The sequence below is a fragment of the Novipirellula methanifontis genome (assembly GCF_052161655.1).
Classification (GTDB): Bacteria; Planctomycetota; Planctomycetia; order Pirellulales; family Pirellulaceae; genus Novipirellula.
Genome location: NZ_CP197418.1, coordinates 3,086,388 through 3,101,940 on the forward strand (window position 1 = coordinate 3,086,388; position 15,553 = coordinate 3,101,940).

13 protein-coding genes and 8 tRNA genes are annotated in these 15,553 nt (G+C 53.5%); 4 read left to right on the forward strand and 17 right to left on the reverse strand.

What is annotated here, in order from left to right:
* Nucleotides 1-12: 12 nt before the first annotated feature.
* The 16 genes from tnpC to SH528x_RS11075 form a co-directional block, all read right to left on the reverse strand.
* A complete protein-coding gene (gene tnpC, locus SH528x_RS11000; protein ID WP_442510572.1) occupies nucleotides 13-1,677 on the reverse strand; it encodes an IS66 family transposase in 1,665 nt (554 codons plus the stop codon).
* A gap of 90 nt (nucleotides 1,678-1,767) precedes the next feature.
* Complete coding sequence (tnpB, locus tag SH528x_RS11005) at nucleotides 1,768-2,118, reverse strand: IS66 family insertion sequence element accessory protein TnpB (protein ID WP_442510573.1); 351 nt, start codon at nucleotides 2,116-2,118, stop codon at nucleotides 1,768-1,770.
* 74 nt (nucleotides 2,119-2,192) lie between these two features.
* The gene (gene tnpA, locus SH528x_RS11010) at nucleotides 2,193-2,450 is read right to left on the reverse strand and encodes an IS66 family insertion sequence element accessory protein TnpA (protein WP_442510574.1); all 258 of its coding nucleotides are present in this window, start codon (nucleotides 2,448-2,450) and stop codon (nucleotides 2,193-2,195) included.
* Nucleotides 2,451-2,532: 82 nt separating this feature from the next.
* Nucleotides 2,533-2,605, reverse strand: a tRNA-Arg gene (locus SH528x_RS11015).
* 8 nt (nucleotides 2,606-2,613) lie between these two features.
* A tRNA-Arg gene (locus tag SH528x_RS11020) sits at nucleotides 2,614-2,685 on the reverse strand.
* 32 nt (nucleotides 2,686-2,717) lie between these two features.
* Nucleotides 2,718-2,791: transfer RNA gene (locus tag SH528x_RS11025), tRNA-Thr, on the reverse strand.
* A gap of 17 nt (nucleotides 2,792-2,808) precedes the next feature.
* Nucleotides 2,809-2,880: transfer RNA gene (locus tag SH528x_RS11030), tRNA-Gly, on the reverse strand.
* A gap of 14 nt (nucleotides 2,881-2,894) precedes the next feature.
* Nucleotides 2,895-2,980 (reverse strand) — tRNA-Ser (locus tag SH528x_RS11035).
* 162 nt (nucleotides 2,981-3,142) lie between these two features.
* A tRNA-Val gene (locus tag SH528x_RS11040) sits at nucleotides 3,143-3,215 on the reverse strand.
* A gap of 13 nt (nucleotides 3,216-3,228) precedes the next feature.
* Nucleotides 3,229-3,304: transfer RNA gene (locus SH528x_RS11045), tRNA-Leu, on the reverse strand.
* Between the two features lie 249 nt (nucleotides 3,305-3,553).
* Nucleotides 3,554-3,961: a hypothetical protein gene (locus SH528x_RS11050; protein ID WP_442510575.1), complete on the reverse strand. Its 408-nt coding sequence runs from the start codon at nucleotides 3,959-3,961 to the stop codon at nucleotides 3,554-3,556.
* 110 nt (nucleotides 3,962-4,071) lie between these two features.
* On the reverse strand, nucleotides 4,072-4,563 hold the full coding sequence (locus tag SH528x_RS11055; RefSeq protein ID WP_442510576.1) for a hypothetical protein: 492 nt from the start codon (nucleotides 4,561-4,563) through the stop codon (nucleotides 4,072-4,074).
* Between the two features lie 173 nt (nucleotides 4,564-4,736).
* Entirely contained in the window at nucleotides 4,737-5,117 is a 381-nt protein-coding gene (locus tag SH528x_RS11060; protein ID WP_442510577.1) for a hypothetical protein, read from the reverse strand.
* On the reverse strand, nucleotides 5,114-6,679 hold the full coding sequence (locus SH528x_RS11065) for a recombinase family protein (protein ID WP_442510578.1): 1,566 nt from the start codon (nucleotides 6,677-6,679) through the stop codon (nucleotides 5,114-5,116). The genes SH528x_RS11060 and SH528x_RS11065 overlap by 4 nt, the downstream gene beginning before the upstream one ends.
* Nucleotides 6,676-7,170, reverse strand: coding sequence for a DUF2924 domain-containing protein (locus SH528x_RS11070; protein WP_442510579.1), 495 nt, complete (start codon nucleotides 7,168-7,170; stop codon nucleotides 6,676-6,678). Before SH528x_RS11070 ends, SH528x_RS11065 begins: the two co-directional genes overlap by 4 nt.
* Nucleotides 7,154-7,327, reverse strand: a complete 174-nt coding sequence (locus SH528x_RS11075) for a hypothetical protein (RefSeq protein ID WP_442510580.1) — start codon at nucleotides 7,325-7,327, stop codon at nucleotides 7,154-7,156. Before SH528x_RS11075 ends, SH528x_RS11070 begins: the two co-directional genes overlap by 17 nt.
* Nucleotides 7,328-7,754: 427 nt before the next feature.
* On the opposite strand from SH528x_RS11075, the gene SH528x_RS11080 reads away from it, so the two are divergent.
* Nucleotides 7,755-8,714 (forward strand): DUF3606 domain-containing protein, encoded by a 960-nt coding sequence (locus SH528x_RS11080; RefSeq protein ID WP_442510581.1) that lies wholly within the window; start codon nucleotides 7,755-7,757, stop codon nucleotides 8,712-8,714.
* A gap of 298 nt (nucleotides 8,715-9,012) precedes the next feature.
* Nucleotides 9,013-9,408 (forward strand): hypothetical protein, encoded by a 396-nt coding sequence (locus tag SH528x_RS11085; RefSeq protein WP_442510582.1) that lies wholly within the window; start codon nucleotides 9,013-9,015, stop codon nucleotides 9,406-9,408.
* A 371-nt stretch (nucleotides 9,409-9,779) separates the two neighbouring features.
* Here the strand turns inward: SH528x_RS11085 and SH528x_RS11090 are convergent.
* A tRNA-Met gene (locus SH528x_RS11090) sits at nucleotides 9,780-9,853 on the reverse strand.
* A gap of 312 nt (nucleotides 9,854-10,165) precedes the next feature.
* Between SH528x_RS11090 and SH528x_RS11095 the strand changes: the two genes are divergently transcribed.
* Nucleotides 10,166-11,971 (forward strand): prenyltransferase/squalene oxidase repeat-containing protein, encoded by a 1,806-nt coding sequence (locus SH528x_RS11095; RefSeq protein WP_442510583.1) that lies wholly within the window; start codon nucleotides 10,166-10,168, stop codon nucleotides 11,969-11,971.
* Nucleotides 11,972-12,837: 866 nt separating this feature from the next.
* Nucleotides 12,838-15,318, forward strand: coding sequence for a diguanylate cyclase (locus tag SH528x_RS11100; protein ID WP_442510584.1), 2,481 nt, complete (start codon nucleotides 12,838-12,840; stop codon nucleotides 15,316-15,318).
* The last annotated feature ends 235 nt before the right edge of the window (nucleotides 15,319-15,553 follow it).

A 15,553-nucleotide genomic window follows, 5' to 3' on the forward strand; every position in this document is an offset into this window, starting at 1 on the left:
CGTTCGGCAGGACTAGCGGCTTTTCAGCTTTCTTCGGCGGGCGCGGCGGGCTTTGGTTTGTGCGGCCCTGGCTAGCGATTCCTGTTGACGATAGGTGCGGATCGATTCGGGATGCGACACAGCCCAGCGGTCCGGCAGCAGTGACTCGAGCTCACACTGGCCTCCTGCTAGGCTGCGAAGTACGTCGTCCAAGTATGCCCACAAGTCCAGTTGTTGACGCGATGCACTGGCGACGAGTGTATACATTCGCGCCGCCACTTCGCCCGCAGCCTCGCTGCCAATAAACAACCAGTTCTTGCGCCCGATCGTTAGCTTGCGAAGTTCTCGTTCGGTGTCGTTGTTGTGGATCGGTAAGCGACCATCTTCTAAGAACGCAATAAGAGGCTTCCACTGGTTCAACGCATAGCGAACTGCCACGCCGATCGCACTCTTGGGAAGTACGCCTGCGTCCGCTCGCCAGTCTTCTAACAACAACCGAAACTGCTCGACCAGCGGCAGCGACTTCTCGCGGCGCAACCGTAAGCGATCGTTTGCCGAAAGCTCCGCTGCTTCGTCTTCGATGTCAAATAGCTGGCGGTAAAACGCCAACGCACGCGCAGCACGCTGCGGATCGTTACTTCTAGCCGCCTCAAACTTGCGACGCACATGCGCATGACAACACGAAGCGAAGATTCGATCTTCGCTGCCTAGATAAACGCCGTCATATACTCCGTAAGCATCGACTGTTGCCCAGCCATGGTAGTCAGCCAAGAAGGCGGATGGTCCTTCGCGAGTCGCTTTGCCTTGGGCCCGTGAGCGATGGAAGAAGAACACGCTGTAGGGCGATGGATCTTCGGGGCCACAGACATTCGATCTGGCCAGCCACATTCGTCCGGTTCGCATCTTGCCAGGAAGAGAAGTGTCCTGTAGACGCACCGGAGTGTCATCCCTGCCGATCACGGGCGAAGTCAGCAGACGCGACTTCATCAAGTCGGTCAAGGGCGTGATGAGGTCGGCGGCGGCATCAAGCAGGCCTACCTGCGTGCTACGTGGGATGACCACGCCAGCTCGGGCGAATACATCTTCAAGCCGATACAGCGGCAGATGGTCGGCGTATTTGCCCAAGATAATTTGCGATGTCACACCGAAACCGTAACGAGAGCCCTTTGTTAGCGAGGCCGCATCGTTGTCGGATTCCGGCGGCGGAGCGACCTTTACGGTTTCCTTGCAATTGCTGCACGCACGCTTGAGATACTCCAGCACATGCACGACCATCTTGGCCGGCACATACTCCAGACGCTCACGAACGTCCTTGTCGATCACGGGCATCTCGTCGCCACAACAAGGGCACGCCCGCTCCTGATCAGGAACGTCAATCACCTGGGTTTCACGCGGCAGGTTATCGGGAAAACGATCCGATTTCTTGCGGCGACGACGGACAGTGATCTTTTCTTCGACTGTTTCGTCATCGCTGGCGGTTTCACCATTGTCTTCGACCGATGTGTCGAACAAAGGCAACTGAGAGCCATCGTCAACGAAGCGTTCGCTCCGCTGCCCATGGATGTACCGTTTGAGCTGTTCGAGCTCAAACTTCAGCTTCTCGTTGTCACGAGCCAGACGTTCAGTGAGCTCGATCTGCGCTTGGATCAGCGCATGGCAAGTTGCGATATCGTTCGGTAAATCTTGGCGATCGGACATGTCATTGGTTGTCGCGATTGCAAAGAAAAACGCAAGGCGAGAACTCGACTTGCGTTTGCATTTTTCAAAAGTTTTTTGGCAGTGACGCTTCTACGCGACCTTGTATCGCTTGCGTTGCTTGGCCGACTCGATGTCGATGCCCGAGAGCAGCAATGACAACTTGACCGGATCGATTTCTAGCGAAGGTTGATCGGATTTCAAAGCGGAGAGTTGGAAGGTTCCGGCTTCGAGTCGCTTGTACCAGATCATCAATCCATCTCGGTCCCAGGCAAGAATTTTGACACAGTCACGACGACGATTAAAGAAGAGGAACAGGTGGCCTGAGACCAACGGGACATCGAAGTGCTCGGCAACGAGCCCGGATAGACCGTTAAAACTCTTTCGCATATCAGTCGGCTCAGTGAAAATGAAAATCCGCGACGAGGCAGCAACCGAGATCATGATCGGGGCTCCGCAGTTCGCGAGGTTGCGTCAACGACTGCAGCGATCAAGTCAGTGAGCTGTTGTTTGTCGAGTCAGCCGGCAAGCTCAATCGTGGCACCGCCGGGAAGGGTGAGCGTGTTTCGCTGCGTCGGGCTCGGCGGCAGCGAGACGGCGACAAACTTGGGCTCTGGAGTCTGTTGCTTCGAGAGTTTACGTTTCCAGTGATAGAAGCTAGCTTGGGCGCAGCCTTCGTCGGCACAGAACGTTGCAATTGTCAGTCCGCTGTGGCGTTGACGTTGGATGCGTGATTCCCAAATTTTACGACGTGACGAAGCGGTAGAGTTTGGCATGGTGACCTCCTGGGGTTGAGACAAAACCCAGCAGCCTACCGAAGTCAAATATTATCCCCCCGCCGAACGCTTACGTGTAAAGTGCTCTCGCCAGGAATCGAACCTGGTCTACGACCTTCGCAAAGTCGCGTGCTATTCCGGCACACTCCGAGAACATTTTGAGTAACCCGCCCAGGAATCGAACCTGGTCCGACAATTTCGAAGACTGCCATGCTGTCCAGCACACCCGCGAGTCATTTGATTGTTTTCTTCATTCATAGTCACAAGAGCCGACGACTGGGTTCGCACCAGCATGAGCCGCTTTACAAGAGCGGTGCCTTTCTGCATCGAGCCACGTCGGCTTGAGTTGTCGCATCAGTAGCCCGACCAGGAATCGAACCCGGAACTTCTGGTTGGAAGCCAGAGATGATGTCCGTTTCACCATCGAGCCGTTTTGCGAACAAGCGGAAGGCGAGGGAGTCGAACCCTCATCACCCGAAGGTGGCACGCGTTAGCAGTGCGGCCCGGCAAACCGTATCCGGCTGCCTTCCAAGATAGTCATTAGCAGATAGTCTCTAGTCTTTAGGAAGTCGCTATGGACTACAGACTATTGACTATGGACTGCTGCAAGGGGTCCGTCCGGGAATTGAACCCGGTCTTCGTCCATACCACAAACGCGTGCTGCCGCAACACTTACAGACCGATTGTTTGAGTGATCACGGATGGAATCGAACCATCGGTCTCCTGCTTGTCACGCAGGCGTCTTAGCCGCTGGACCATGCGATCGTTTCGAGTAAGGTGGTCGAGACAAGAGTCGAATCTGCAAAATCACTTGGCTCTCGACCAAGTCGCTTTTCCGGTTTGCGTACTCAACCATATAAATGGCGGGTCCAGGAGTCGCACCTGGCCCGATTTTTCTCACCGGCGGGCGTAACCTTGAAGGTTGCGTTCGAGGGGCCGGGCTCTCTATGCAAACAGAGATCGCGGCGGGGTGGGGTGGCGAATCCCGAAAAGGATAGAAAACTAGCGATAACTGCGTAGAAACTATAAACGCCCGGCGGTCCTTCTCTCGACGCTGGGCGTTAAGTCTCTTGGTCGCCAAAGTAAGAGCTTTGACGAAAATCCTACGGGTCGATGAAAGGCAGAATAACTTTGTCGCGATCGTGTACGTTAATGAGAGATGGCTGGCCACTACTATCAATATTGTTGGCCATACCAAGAACGTTTGCTGCGACACCAAGTTCCGTTACGACTACGTCGCATTCATCGAGCCCTAGCAGAAAGAGGTTGATGCCGTTTCGCAATGGTGGAAATTCATCGCGTGATGGATACCTATCCCATATGTTGCGGTATTTTGCGGTTTCCGCGTCGCTCAGATCGATTTTCCCCCATTCAATTATTCGCTCTATTACAACCTTAAAAATCTCCCGCTTAATTCCTCGGTACCATTCTGGTTGTAGCTGTTCAATTTCATCCAGCAAGCGAATTATCATCTGCCGAACACGATCTTCCAGCATGCCCAATTCAGGCATGATAAGATCTACAAACGAAGTTTCTGCGTTGATGAAGGCACTGACTGCTTCCAAGAATCGATCGAAGGAACCAGCCGCCTGGCCATATTCACCAGCTAAAATAGACTTAGCTACGTTTTCGTGCGCGAAAATGTACTCGTTGGCAATGTAAACCGCGGTTTTGTACGATGGCGGTTCAGGTAATGTCGGAACGATTTCTGCGAGGTCGCGATGCGTTCGTAGTTGGCCCTTCGCAGCAACTCTGGCTTCGTCATCCAGAAGTGTAAAGCAAGATCAGCGGGAGTGAGTTCTTCGTCCTCGGGAATCGTGACGCCAGCTTTCATCGACGCCAACATTAACGCCTCCATCCCCTGGTCGTTGGACATCTCCTCGATATGGAAAAGTGCCTCGACCAATTCGCTGGGCATCGCGAGTGTCGGCGAATTTAAGATGCGTGTGAGTTTCGTAAAGTCGCTATCTTTCAGCTCCGCGTTTGGCGTGACCACGAACTTGCGAGCCGCGAAGTACTCGGAGAATCGAAGCAGGAACTCGCGAAGCCGGATGGGGTTGATAGCCCCCAACGTTCCTCGGTCAGTGAATTTGGAAAGCTTATAAACAGGCATGGCAGACTCAATGGATAACGACGCTGGCAATGAACATCCTTGGGTAACAGTTAAGTGGCGAGCAATTGCTAGCAAACTCCTTACACCTGTCTATAAGACTCATTGCCTTTGACACGTTCGGTCCCACGCTGCCCGAATATTCTTCGTAGCCGCTATGACTGACACACCCTTGCCTAGGAAGTGGAGCGTATTTTTGCCCACAAAACACGCTGTTTTCCCCAGTCCATCTCCTTGGTAAGCGGTCGGAGAATTTTTTCCGAGATTTGTGGTTTGCCCTTCGTCATCCGAGGCAGGAACAACAATGCTTCCTGGATATCAGGAGCCAGCAACGTCAGGCTAAGAATCTGCGAAACGCGAGGCTGCGAGACATGGCCAATTTCGGCAATGTGCTGCAACCCCGTCGCCCGCCCAGATCGAAGCAGCTCGTCAAACCGAATCGCGAGTGCCATCAGCCGCGTAATTCGTGGCAGCGTACCCGGCACCGCTTCCTTCTCATCGACGACCTTGTGCCGCCGCGATGTTGTCACTGCGATCGTTTTGTGAACCGTAATCATGCGACCGACTCCTCGCACTCTTCGACGAGCGCCGTGATCGCGGTCGGGTGATAAGAGATTGCCATTGAACCGGCATCAGGATCGTAGACGACTCTCGCGACCAGCAGCTCGACCAGATGGACTCGTTCCTTCGCGGTCAGCGATGCCCAAACTACTTTAAAGTCTGACATCGCGATGTCGATATCAAGCCGCGAGAGCTGGCGGGCGGTAACCTGTTTCAGCCTACCCGTCGCGACAGCAAGTTCGGCTTCCGCCTTCGCGATCCGGGCCTTCAAGTCTTTGACACGTACATCGTTTAGATTCTCGAACACCTCGTGTTTCAAGATCCGTCGAACCTCTTCCGTGTCTCGATTGATTTGCGCCTTCAAGTGACCGAGGTGCGTTTCAATATCGGCCTGCTCTTCGTCTAGCAAAGCCTTCGACCCTTGGAACACGGCATCTCGTAGCCCTTCGTCATCCACAACCACACGCAACTCATCAATCACTGCTGCTTCGATCATCGCTGCCGAAACCGAACCCATCTCGCAAGCGTCGGCCCCAGCTTTCACCGCCGTTTGGCAAGCATAGTAGCGATACACGCTCGACTTCTTCTTGGTCGTGCGGTGAACCATGCGGCATTCGCAGAATGGACAAACCAGGATGCCTTTCAACAGCGCCGAATATTTGTTGACCAATCGCTGTGCTTTTCCTTTTTGGTGTGCTTTCAGCATTTTGCCAACTGCGTCGAACGTCTCCTGGTCAACGATTGCATCATGCTCGCCTTCGTAGATGTGCTCTTTGTAGGCAATCTTGCCGACGTAGAGTGGACTGGTGAGCAGCGAATGAACAGCGGGCTTGTCGAATACTCGGCCGCCACGAGTGCGTCCCGCTCGAGTTCGCCAAACTTTGTTGGGCCACCCGAGTTCTTCAAGTTTCTTCACCACCGGCAGCAACGAGCGATACTCCAAGTACATCGCAAATATCTTGCGGACCTGCTTCGCTTCGGTCGCGTTCACTACTAACTTTGGACTCGACCCGCTGCGGTCAACGTCGAAACCAAGCACCGGCATCCCGCCAGACCATTTGCCCTTGGCTCGCATCGCAGCAATCTTGTCACGGATCCGCTCGCCAATGATTTCACGCTCGAACTGGGCGAACGAAAGCAGAATATTCAGCGTTAGCCGGCCCATCGAATGCGTCGTGTTGAACTGCTGAGTCACGGAAACAAACGACACACCGAACTTGTCGAATGTCTCCATCACTCGCGAAAAGTCCATCAGCGATCGGCTGAGCCGGTCCACCTTGTAAACCACGACGCAGTCGACCTTACCGGCTTCTATGTCTTCCATCAGCCGTTTCATTGCCGGCCGCTCAAGGTTGCCTCCCGAGAACCCACCGTCGTCATACATCTCAGGTAAACAACGCCAGCCCTCCGCTTTTTGACTTACGATAAAAGCCTCGGCTGCCTCGCGTTGGGCGTCGAGTGAATTGAATTCCTGCTGCAAACCTTCTTCCGTCGACTTGCGAGTGTAGATGGCACAACGGATTGTTTTCGCTGGCTGCACTTCTGTTTTCGTTTTCATGATGCGTCTCCCAATTTGAAGAATCGGAAGCCGCTCATGTGGTTTCCTGTGATGGATTTAGCAACTGCGGACAGAGAGTCGAATCGCTGGTTTTCATACTCAAAGCCTTCCGTCAAAATCAGCACACGCCGAATCTTTCCCTTGTATCGTCGCTCGACAAAGCTTCCCGGCGGCGGAATGCGAGGATCCCAGTTCGGTGGCATCTTGGTGCGCACTACATCGCCACCAACTTTCGGTTTCGGCGGCGTGACTCGGATCACCGACTCATCGGCGATCGGTCCGGCGCGAAGCAGTGCCCGTTCGCTCAGTCCGCCTTCTTCGTTCGCTTGAATCCGCCAAGCGATCCGGCGAACGATGAAGTTGCGATTCCGAGAGCGACATTTTTCTTGGTGGACGACCTCGAACTTCTTCACTAGCTGGTCAATCGTCATGTCTGCTAACTCGGCTATTTCAAATGCTGCACGGTTTTTACTTTTAGGATTGGGACTCATCAGCTACCTCCGGTTGGCTCGGGGGCTGAGGTTTGACTCGCGAGCTTTTTGCTTCCGCTTTGTCTAGACTTCGCCGAATCGCCCGCGCCAAAATGGTCGCGATCTCTTCGCGTTGTTGTTCGCTCAATTGGATCACCGTTTCTGTGAGAAAGTTCATCGCGGACCGTCTTGCCCGTTGCGAGATCGTCGCCGCGAGACACAGTGATCACTGACGGCGGAGAGATCTCAAGTCCCGTTTCCTCAATCTCGCAAGAACTTTCCAAAGTCTCTGGAATCTCGCCGCATTTCACCCGAATCGTCACCAACTCTAGTAACTTCGCCACTCTCCGCACCTGAACCGCGGGCTGGATGTAGTCCAACGCCATATAACCCTTTCTCCTAAAAACAATCCCTAGCAAACCGTACAAAACGGGGATCGCCCTCAGGGTTATGTAGGCGAGAACTCGGTAGGGTTAACCAGATTCTGGTTAAAAGAAGCTTCTGAGTCGCTACGAAAAAGCGACTTCTCTGGTCCTTGCCGCGAACCCAAGAACTGGAAAAGATGTCAGCATTGCTGATGTGAACGCTACGCGCAGGTTGAATCCATGACTATTGCAGACCTCCCTACTGAAGTTGATGCTTCCGATTCGTTCTGGGCTAGCTATTGGGCCAAAGAACTGGGGGTTTCGACTGGTGCTTTGATTCAAGCAGTCAACTTGGTTGGCACAACTGTGAAGAAGGTACGTAAGTATCTCAAAGCGGGGAAGCGAATTGCCATTATTGATCGTAATGGGCAGGAGCGATTGGTAGCTCGAATCGGCTTTATGAACGATGGGCTGCATGTATCCGTTCCATATCATCAGGCCAGAAATGGACTTCTATTTAAGACACCTTTCGACTACTCGAAGAAAGAAGATGTTGTGCCGTGTCAGAATATGGAGCGATTTGTTGTAAGTGACCGTGCAAAGCTAAGCATTCACCACACTGGGTTCGTTCAGTTTTCAACTCTTGAGAAGAAAATCATTTCTGGATACAACCCAGCGCTAAAGCAAATCAAAGGTGTGGGAGTCCGCGCGTCTGCGGAAGTAAAGGTCAATACTGGTCCGTTATTTGGAGTGATCGTTCAAGGTATTGAAGACTTTGATATCAGCAACGGAAAGCACTGTGAAACCTTTTCGACAGAGCAGTTTTGGCACCATCCGGATTTTTCTACAGATTCTGATACAGCAATCAATCTGGAGTTTTTCATGATGAGTCGAGAAGATACGCGACGCGCGATACTGAATCCTGAGAACCAACGTACACGCAAACTTCACTTGCCCTTCAACGGGAAGTTCAAATTTCCATTTGACGTACGAATGATTGAAATTCCTCATTCGCCGTTTGACATAGGCTTGATCGTCAGCCGAGTTTCCTCGGATAACAATATCGAATCCGGGTACAAAATTGGTGGGCCGGGTTGTTTTGATGAGGATGGCAATGCATTTGGTATTGCAGCATGGTACCCATGCCCAGACATCTTCGATGGAGAAGATCTGCCATCACTTGATTACAAGGATGATTAGACGAAGGCAATGCGTTTGGAAGACGAAGCGATTCTTTATCGTTGGTTCTCTTTCTCGTACCTAGTTGAAGCAATTTCAAAAAACATTTTCGAGCACGACCTCGTCCAACGGGAGTTGGCCAAGCTTCTTTGGTGCCTTTGCCGATGGCGACCATTGGTCCCATGACATGGTCGTCGGGGAGATTGATCAGTTTGGCTACGTCTTCGATGTCGGGCCGATCATAAGGCAGGATTGATAGCCCAGTCCCTGGGCGGGGCTTGGGAAATCGCTTGAGCCACTGCTGCGCGGCGATCGCGCGATGGCACTTCGCCAAGCCGGCGCGCTGCGACCGTCGTCTGAAGCGATCGCGGAAGTGGATTCGCCGGCGGGCCGACAACGTGTGAGCGACTATTTGCAATCACGACCGTTTCCGCACTACGAACCGGTTTCGGATCGACCCGGTATACTTCGCAAAACGGACGAGCATGGCACCGAGACGATTGGCCGGTTCATCAATCGAGTCTTTAAGTCTTCCGTGCAGCGAGTGTCGATGCGAGCCAGCCAAGGCGGCCACGATGTTCCCGACGGGAAACTGGAGACAAAATTTGCGCGGACACAGGCGAACCTCGCTCGAGCGATCGAGAGATTGCCGCCGGTGCTCATCTTCGACAATTCGGATTTGAGCCCCCCATACCGACTCACCGAGCGGTATTAAAATGGCGAACTCATCGAGATCCCCTGAGGCCCCTGGTTTGACGGAAAAAATCAGACCGAGCGGTCTCTTCATCGACACCAGGAATGTTGACCACTTTCTTCCGATAGCACTCTGGGACTTCATAACCTGGAGGTCAAATAGTACAGAGACAACAGAGACCTTTGCCCGAGATCGCCCCAGAGACCGTATTGCCAGCGGCCCGATAGTACTTTCCCAGAGATACTTGGAGAGATCTCTGCCGACGGACCGATGACGTAAGTCGTTGCCAGATAAGTGGTAAAACACGAAAAAAGCCGACGTCAGTCATGAAGACCAACGTCGGCTGATTCGATAACCCGGCGGTCGGAGTAAACCGATATGCCGAATTGAAGTTGCGGGAGCCGGATTCGAACCGACGACCTCGAGGTTATGAGCCTCGCGAGCTACCGGGCTGCTCCATCCCGCGGTGAAGTTTTCGAGTGAGTGACTTGCGTCTCCCATCGATGTGCAGACTATATGGGAATCCTCGGCAAAGTGTCAACAGCCTGCACATCTCAATTTCAACATTTCTTGACTTGCCCACCGACCTAGCCTGACGCGATCCCCTGACAACCGGAAATATCGTTAGCAGTCACGTCACTTGTAACGATGATGTCCCCGCCCAAATCCATTTCAGACCACTTTCAGCCTTGCTGCGTTCGCATTTTTTTGACTCACACTCTATTCTATGTAGAAGCTACTTCCCCAGGCAATCTTTTCTCTCGTTGTTCGGATTTCGATGTCGCAAGCGGATTCCCAATCCGATTTGATCCGCCCTCGTACGGACCCCTCAACACTGGGGGTGACTGCAGATACGCCTGCGAACACCCCGACTGCTCCCCCACCGCCCCCCACCGCTGCGTCGATTCTAGACCAGACAATGTTGGCAACGGCGTCCTCAACACCGGATTCTCCGCCCGCACGCCCGATTCCTCCTCCGCCGCCCCCTCGATCAACATTGCCGCCGCTGCGGCGTCCGGTCGAATCCACAGCAACCCTAAATGGCTCCGACGAGGCGGCCTCGGCGGTGGTTCCCAGTGGGATCGGATCGGCGAAGTCGCTTCGTTGGCGAGACGAACTGCCTAAGTTCCGAAAAGGAAAAACTAAGCCAGACGGTGCGTCTGCCGAGAACGAGCAGGCCAATGCCGAAACCGACGAGCAGGACGGACCGTCAACGGAAGAAAAAATCGTCAAGGGCGCTCCGCCTTGGTTGATCAGCACCGTCATCCACTTGGTGGTGTTGTTGGCGCTGGCGTTGATCTCGACCCCGGCCGGCGACGCGATCAGTCGCGTGCTGTTGGAAATCGGCCAGAGCGAAACAAAAGAAGAAGTCAACTTTACCGAGTTTGTCGTCGACCCCAGTGATACGCTGGCCGATGCATCCGAAATCGAGACCGATCAAGAAGTAATGGTCGATATCCCGTCGATCTTTGAGGACACTAACGATTCGGATTCCTCGGAAATATCGATGGCGGACATCGGTTTCGGACCCGAAATCGAGATCGCTCGGCCAATGTTCAACGGGCGTTCCGGGGCGATGAAGTCGACGTTGTTGGCACTTTATGGCGGTACCAAAGAGACGCAGCATGCGGTCGAAATGGGATTGGAATGGCTGAGCCGCAATCAGGGCACCGATGGTGGATGGAGTAAACGAGGTCCCTACGCCGATGGAGGTGTGGCGGAAAATCGAACGGCAGCCACGGCGATGGCTCTGTTGGCGTTTCTCGGCGATGGCCAAACGCACACCAAGGGAAAGTACGCCGAAAACGTGGAAAAGGGCGTCAAGTATTTGATTAAACAGCAATCGCGAAGCGGGTTCATGGCCAAAGATGCTCGTGGCCACGAACAAGCCTACGCGCAAGCCCAAGCGACCATCGTGCTATGCGAATTGTACGGAATGACCAAGGATTCGTGGCTCCGCGACAGGGCACAAGCCGCAATCGAATACGCTCAAGACGCTCAGGGTGAACAGGGCGGTTGGCGCTATTACCCCAAGTCGGATTCGGACACGTCCATCACAGGGTGGTTCGTAATGGCGCTGGAAAGCGGTTCATCGGCAGGCTTAGAAGTCAACCGCAGCGTGTTGTACAACGTCGAAGGCTACTTGGATCTCGCCCAAGCCAGTGGCGGAGCTCAGTACTGCTACCAACCCCGCAGCCGCCCCAGCCCTCCGATGACAGCAGAGGGTTTGCTGTGCCGCCAATATTTGGGGTGGCCGCGAAACCATGCACCGATGGTACAGGGGATTGACGCGTTGTGGGAAGTCGCTCCGTTCGATTACGACGATCGTGACAGTTATTACTGGTACTACGCGACTCAGTTGTTACACCATTATGGCGGTGAGCCGTGGCAACGCTGGAACGAGCGAATGCGGGTTCAACTGCCCGCCAATCAGGAGACTCGCGGGCGAGAACGCGGCAGTTGGGATCCGCAAGGCGACCGCTGGGGCGATCACGGTCGCTTGTATTCGACCTGTATGTCGTTGTTCTGTTTGGAAGTTTACTACCGCCACATGCCGCTCTATGCTGGCCACGCGGTTGAGTAGTGAATGTCGCTGATCGCTCCGCGATCTCTGCGTTTTGATCGTAAGCAGGTAGGCAAGAGTCTTTCGGTAAATTAGCCGTTTTGGCGCTAGCCACGGTTCCAACGTTCAACCGGGGTTAGCGCTGGACCGCTAAAACTTTGGGCTTGTTGTGATTTTTGATTGCGCAATTTTTCTGCCACCTCTCCACCAACTTTGTTGGGGGAGAGGTCGACTGGAGCCTTCAGCGACATTCGGGTGAGGGGGCTGACCGAGCAAGTCACTTGCCGACGATAACGCCGTTTGCACCGGAATTGCTCGGATGATAGCGCGGTCGCCCCCTCACCCGAGCAACGCCTAAAGGGCGTGCTCGACCTCTCCCCCGACTTCGTCGGTGGAGAGGTAACAGCAGTATCGGCTGGAAGAAAAACTCACCCCCAATATCCGACGTCAATACCAAAGTTTTAGCGGCCAAGGCTAGCGCCCAAACGCAACGCTGTGAAGCATTCTTTTTCCGTGAATTGCGGCGTCTCAACGTAGCGGAAGTCGCGCAAGACTTTCGTTGTCTGTCCGGGATGCCCGAAACTCTTGACGAGTTCCGCTACGAAATGCTTCACAGCGCCAGCCTTCTAAGTGTTCGCTTTTGCGAACCCATACCGGTGAATGCGTAGCGTTAGGAGCCCGATGCATCGCTGAAGGGGAATTGATCGGCAAAACCCGCATGATCGTTCAACTCAACCTCTCATTTCGTCGCCAACTCTCATAACCCTTTGATTTTACGTTAGTGATTTTAGTCGTGGTCAACAATTGAGCGTCACTTCCGACCTTAGCGGATGTTGCGCTTTAGCACGAAAAAAACACAATCAGTATTATCCTAGGAATCGTTTCCTTTGTTACGTGAGTTCATCGCATCGTTAAGACTGGCTTTCGCACTGGTGTGCGTCGGTGTCAGTCTTATCCTCGGCGGCCAATGGCTGGGATTAATCCCAGACGTGGACGCGGTGGAGATGCGTGCTCGTCAACGCTATTGTGAATCGATTGCGATCAACGCTTCGGCACATGTGCGGCGACAACAGTGGGTGGATTTGACCACCATTTTGCGAACTCAGGTGGAGCGGAATGATGACATCTTGTCGATTGGACTGCGAAGCGATTTAGGGACGTTACGTCTCGACACGGGGCATCACAGTGAGATGTGGGCTCACTGGGAACAAAACGACGATGATGAAGCGGACCGTGTCGAAGGCATGCGGGTTCCGATCACACTAAATCGCCGTCCGTGGGGCAACGTCGAGTTTTGCTTCCGCAAACCAGAATCCTCTACATGGGCGCCGCTGACGCAACATTCGGTTTACCGTTTGGTAGGCTTTTTTGTGATTGCGGGGCTCGGTTCCTACACCCTCTTCGTCGCCAAGATCATGGGGGTGTTTCGCAAGACACAGGTGGTTCCCGATCGCGTTCGTCAAGCACTCGATACGCTTGCCGAAGGTTTGTTGGTGCTTGATGAGCATGGCAAAATCGTACTCGCCAACCGGGCGTTCACCGATACGATTGGGATGCCTCTCGAAGAACTGGTGACACAGAAGGCCAGCGATTTGTCGTGGACGTTGCCACAGAACAGCGAGTTGTCAGAGCTAGATGACTCGTCCTATCCGTGGACTTCCGCGATTGAAAAATCCGAGCTGCAATCCGAGCAGATGTTGCACTATCGATTGAGCGATGGACGCAAACGCATCTTCTCGGTCAACGCAGCTCCCTTGGGTGGTGATGATAATCAGCGTGGAGCGTTGGCAACGTTTCGTGACGTCACTCATGTCGAAGAGCATCGTGAAGAACTTGAAAAGATGCTTGGCATGTTGCGCAACAGTCGCGATGAGATTGAACGCAAAAACAGCGAACTCGAAATCCTTGCGACTCAGGATGCATTGACGGGCTGCTTGAATCGTCGCGCCTTCTTCGAGCGTTTTGATGTCCATTGGCGAACCGCTCACACCAATGGCACTCCGCTGTCGTGCATTATGATCGACAATGACCATTTCAAAAACGTGAACGACACCTACGGTCACCATATCGGTGATGAAGTGCTTCGTCGCGTCTCCAAAGCGATTCGTGAAATGCACGAAGACCACGGTTTGGTATGCCGCTATGGTGGCGAAGAATTTTGTGTGGTGTTCCCGAACATGACGCTGCAGGAAGCGATCGACGAGGCCGAGAGAACGCGTAAAGCAATCGAGGCAATCAAATTCGAGGAACCGGCGGAGCTGAAGTTGACCGCCAGTCTTGGCGTATCCGAGCTACGTTTTGATCCCGCGGATCCTCAAGAATTGATCAATCAAGCGGATGCGTGCCTGTACGTTGCAAAACGCGAAGGCCGTAATCGCGTGATTTCTTATAATCTGAACATGTCGATGGACGGGGAATTTTCCGGTGGCAACGAAAGCGCTGCGAAACCAAAGCGGTTGGATATTTCCTACCAAGCTGTCACGGCGTTGATGGCGGCTCTTTCGTATCGCGATGCCAAGACAGCCGAGCATAGTCGCCGGGTTGCCCATTGGTGCTCGCGTGCGGCTGCCAATGTGCTTGATCCTGCACAAATCTATGTGCTAGAAATCGCGGCGTTGTTACATGATATCGGCAAGGTCGGCGTGCCTGACAATATCTTGAACAAACCTGGCAGTTTGACAGAGCAAGAATGGGAGTACATGAGTCGCAATGATCGGATCGGCGTCGAGATCGTTACCAGCACGTTTGCCTGTGACGAGTTGACTGCGATCATTTCAGCCCATCAAGCGATTCGTCTACAAGGCCAGCGTTCGCTTCCGCTTTCGGATTTAGAGGCGATCGAAGACGAACAAGTTGCGTGGTGTGCAAAACTGCTGACCATTGCCGACAGTTACGATGCGATGATCTCGACCAATTTGTACCGTCAACAGTATTCACATGATGACGCGATTGCCGAGTTGCGCCGCTGTGCAGGAGTTCAATTTGACCCTGACGTGGTCGAACACTTTGCTTCGGTGATTGACGAACGTGCTCTCGCGGTCGCCTCGGGTGCTTTTGCACTTGGCAAACAGGCAGCGATCCAGATCGGTGTGAATGTCGAACGACTCGCAAACGCGCTCGTTCAGCATGATTTGCCTGGGCTTCAAGAACACGCCGCATTGTTGGCGATTACCGCCAGTAGTTGTGGTCTTGATTCGATCACCAAGGCCGCAAATCACATTTGCGAAATCACCAACGCAGAAGATTTGCAGTGGAACATGTTGCTTCGTGACACGTATGAGCTCCTGGACACGGCACGTGCGGCACAAGCCGATTTTCTACGCGACGCATTGGAGCTAGAAAATACGCGAAGTTTCAGTTGCGAATAGTCGGGTTGAAATGAGAGCGTCTAGCTTTGGGAAATCATAACCCGAAGCGTAAGTTTTGAAGTTGCGTTTTTGAGTAGTAGGCCGGATCAAGCAAACGGCGTAAATGCCGGATCTGCGGACGCAATTGAAAATCTCATTTCAGTTCAAGGCCAATATGACAAGGCCACCGTTTGCGCCGATCCGGCATGATTTTGCGTCCTTGATCCGGCCTACAACTTGACCGCAAGTGCAAATA

Coding starts and splice junctions, on each gene's coding strand:
- SH528x_RS11075 (WP_442510580.1), bottom strand. CDS start 7,327: ATGAACTTTCTCACAGAAACGGTGATCCAATTGAGCGAACAACAACGC.
- SH528x_RS11095 (WP_442510583.1), top strand. CDS start 10,166: ATGTCGCAAGCGGATTCCCAATCCGATTTGATCCGCCCTCGTACGGAC.
- tnpC (WP_442510572.1), bottom strand. CDS start 1,677: ATGTCCGATCGCCAAGATTTACCGAACGATATCGCAACTTGCCATGCG.
- SH528x_RS11055 (WP_442510576.1), bottom strand. CDS start 4,563: ATGCCTGTTTATAAGCTTTCCAAATTCACTGACCGAGGAACGTTGGGG.
- SH528x_RS11070 (WP_442510579.1), bottom strand. CDS start 7,170: ATGAGTCCCAATCCTAAAAGTAAAAACCGTGCAGCATTTGAAATAGCC.
- SH528x_RS11060 (WP_442510577.1), bottom strand. CDS start 5,117: ATGATTACGGTTCACAAAACGATCGCAGTGACAACATCGCGGCGGCAC.
- SH528x_RS11085 (WP_442510582.1), top strand. CDS start 9,013: ATGGCACTTCGCCAAGCCGGCGCGCTGCGACCGTCGTCTGAAGCGATC.
- SH528x_RS11080 (WP_442510581.1), top strand. CDS start 7,755: ATGACTATTGCAGACCTCCCTACTGAAGTTGATGCTTCCGATTCGTTC.
- tnpA (WP_442510574.1), bottom strand. CDS start 2,450: ATGCCAAACTCTACCGCTTCGTCACGTCGTAAAATTTGGGAATCACGC.
- SH528x_RS11050 (WP_442510575.1), bottom strand. CDS start 3,961: ATGCCTGAATTGGGCATGCTGGAAGATCGTGTTCGGCAGATGATAATT.
- SH528x_RS11065 (WP_442510578.1), bottom strand. CDS start 6,679: ATGAAAACGAAAACAGAAGTGCAGCCAGCGAAAACAATCCGTTGTGCC.
- tnpB (WP_442510573.1), bottom strand. CDS start 2,118: ATGATCTCGGTTGCTGCCTCGTCGCGGATTTTCATTTTCACTGAGCCG.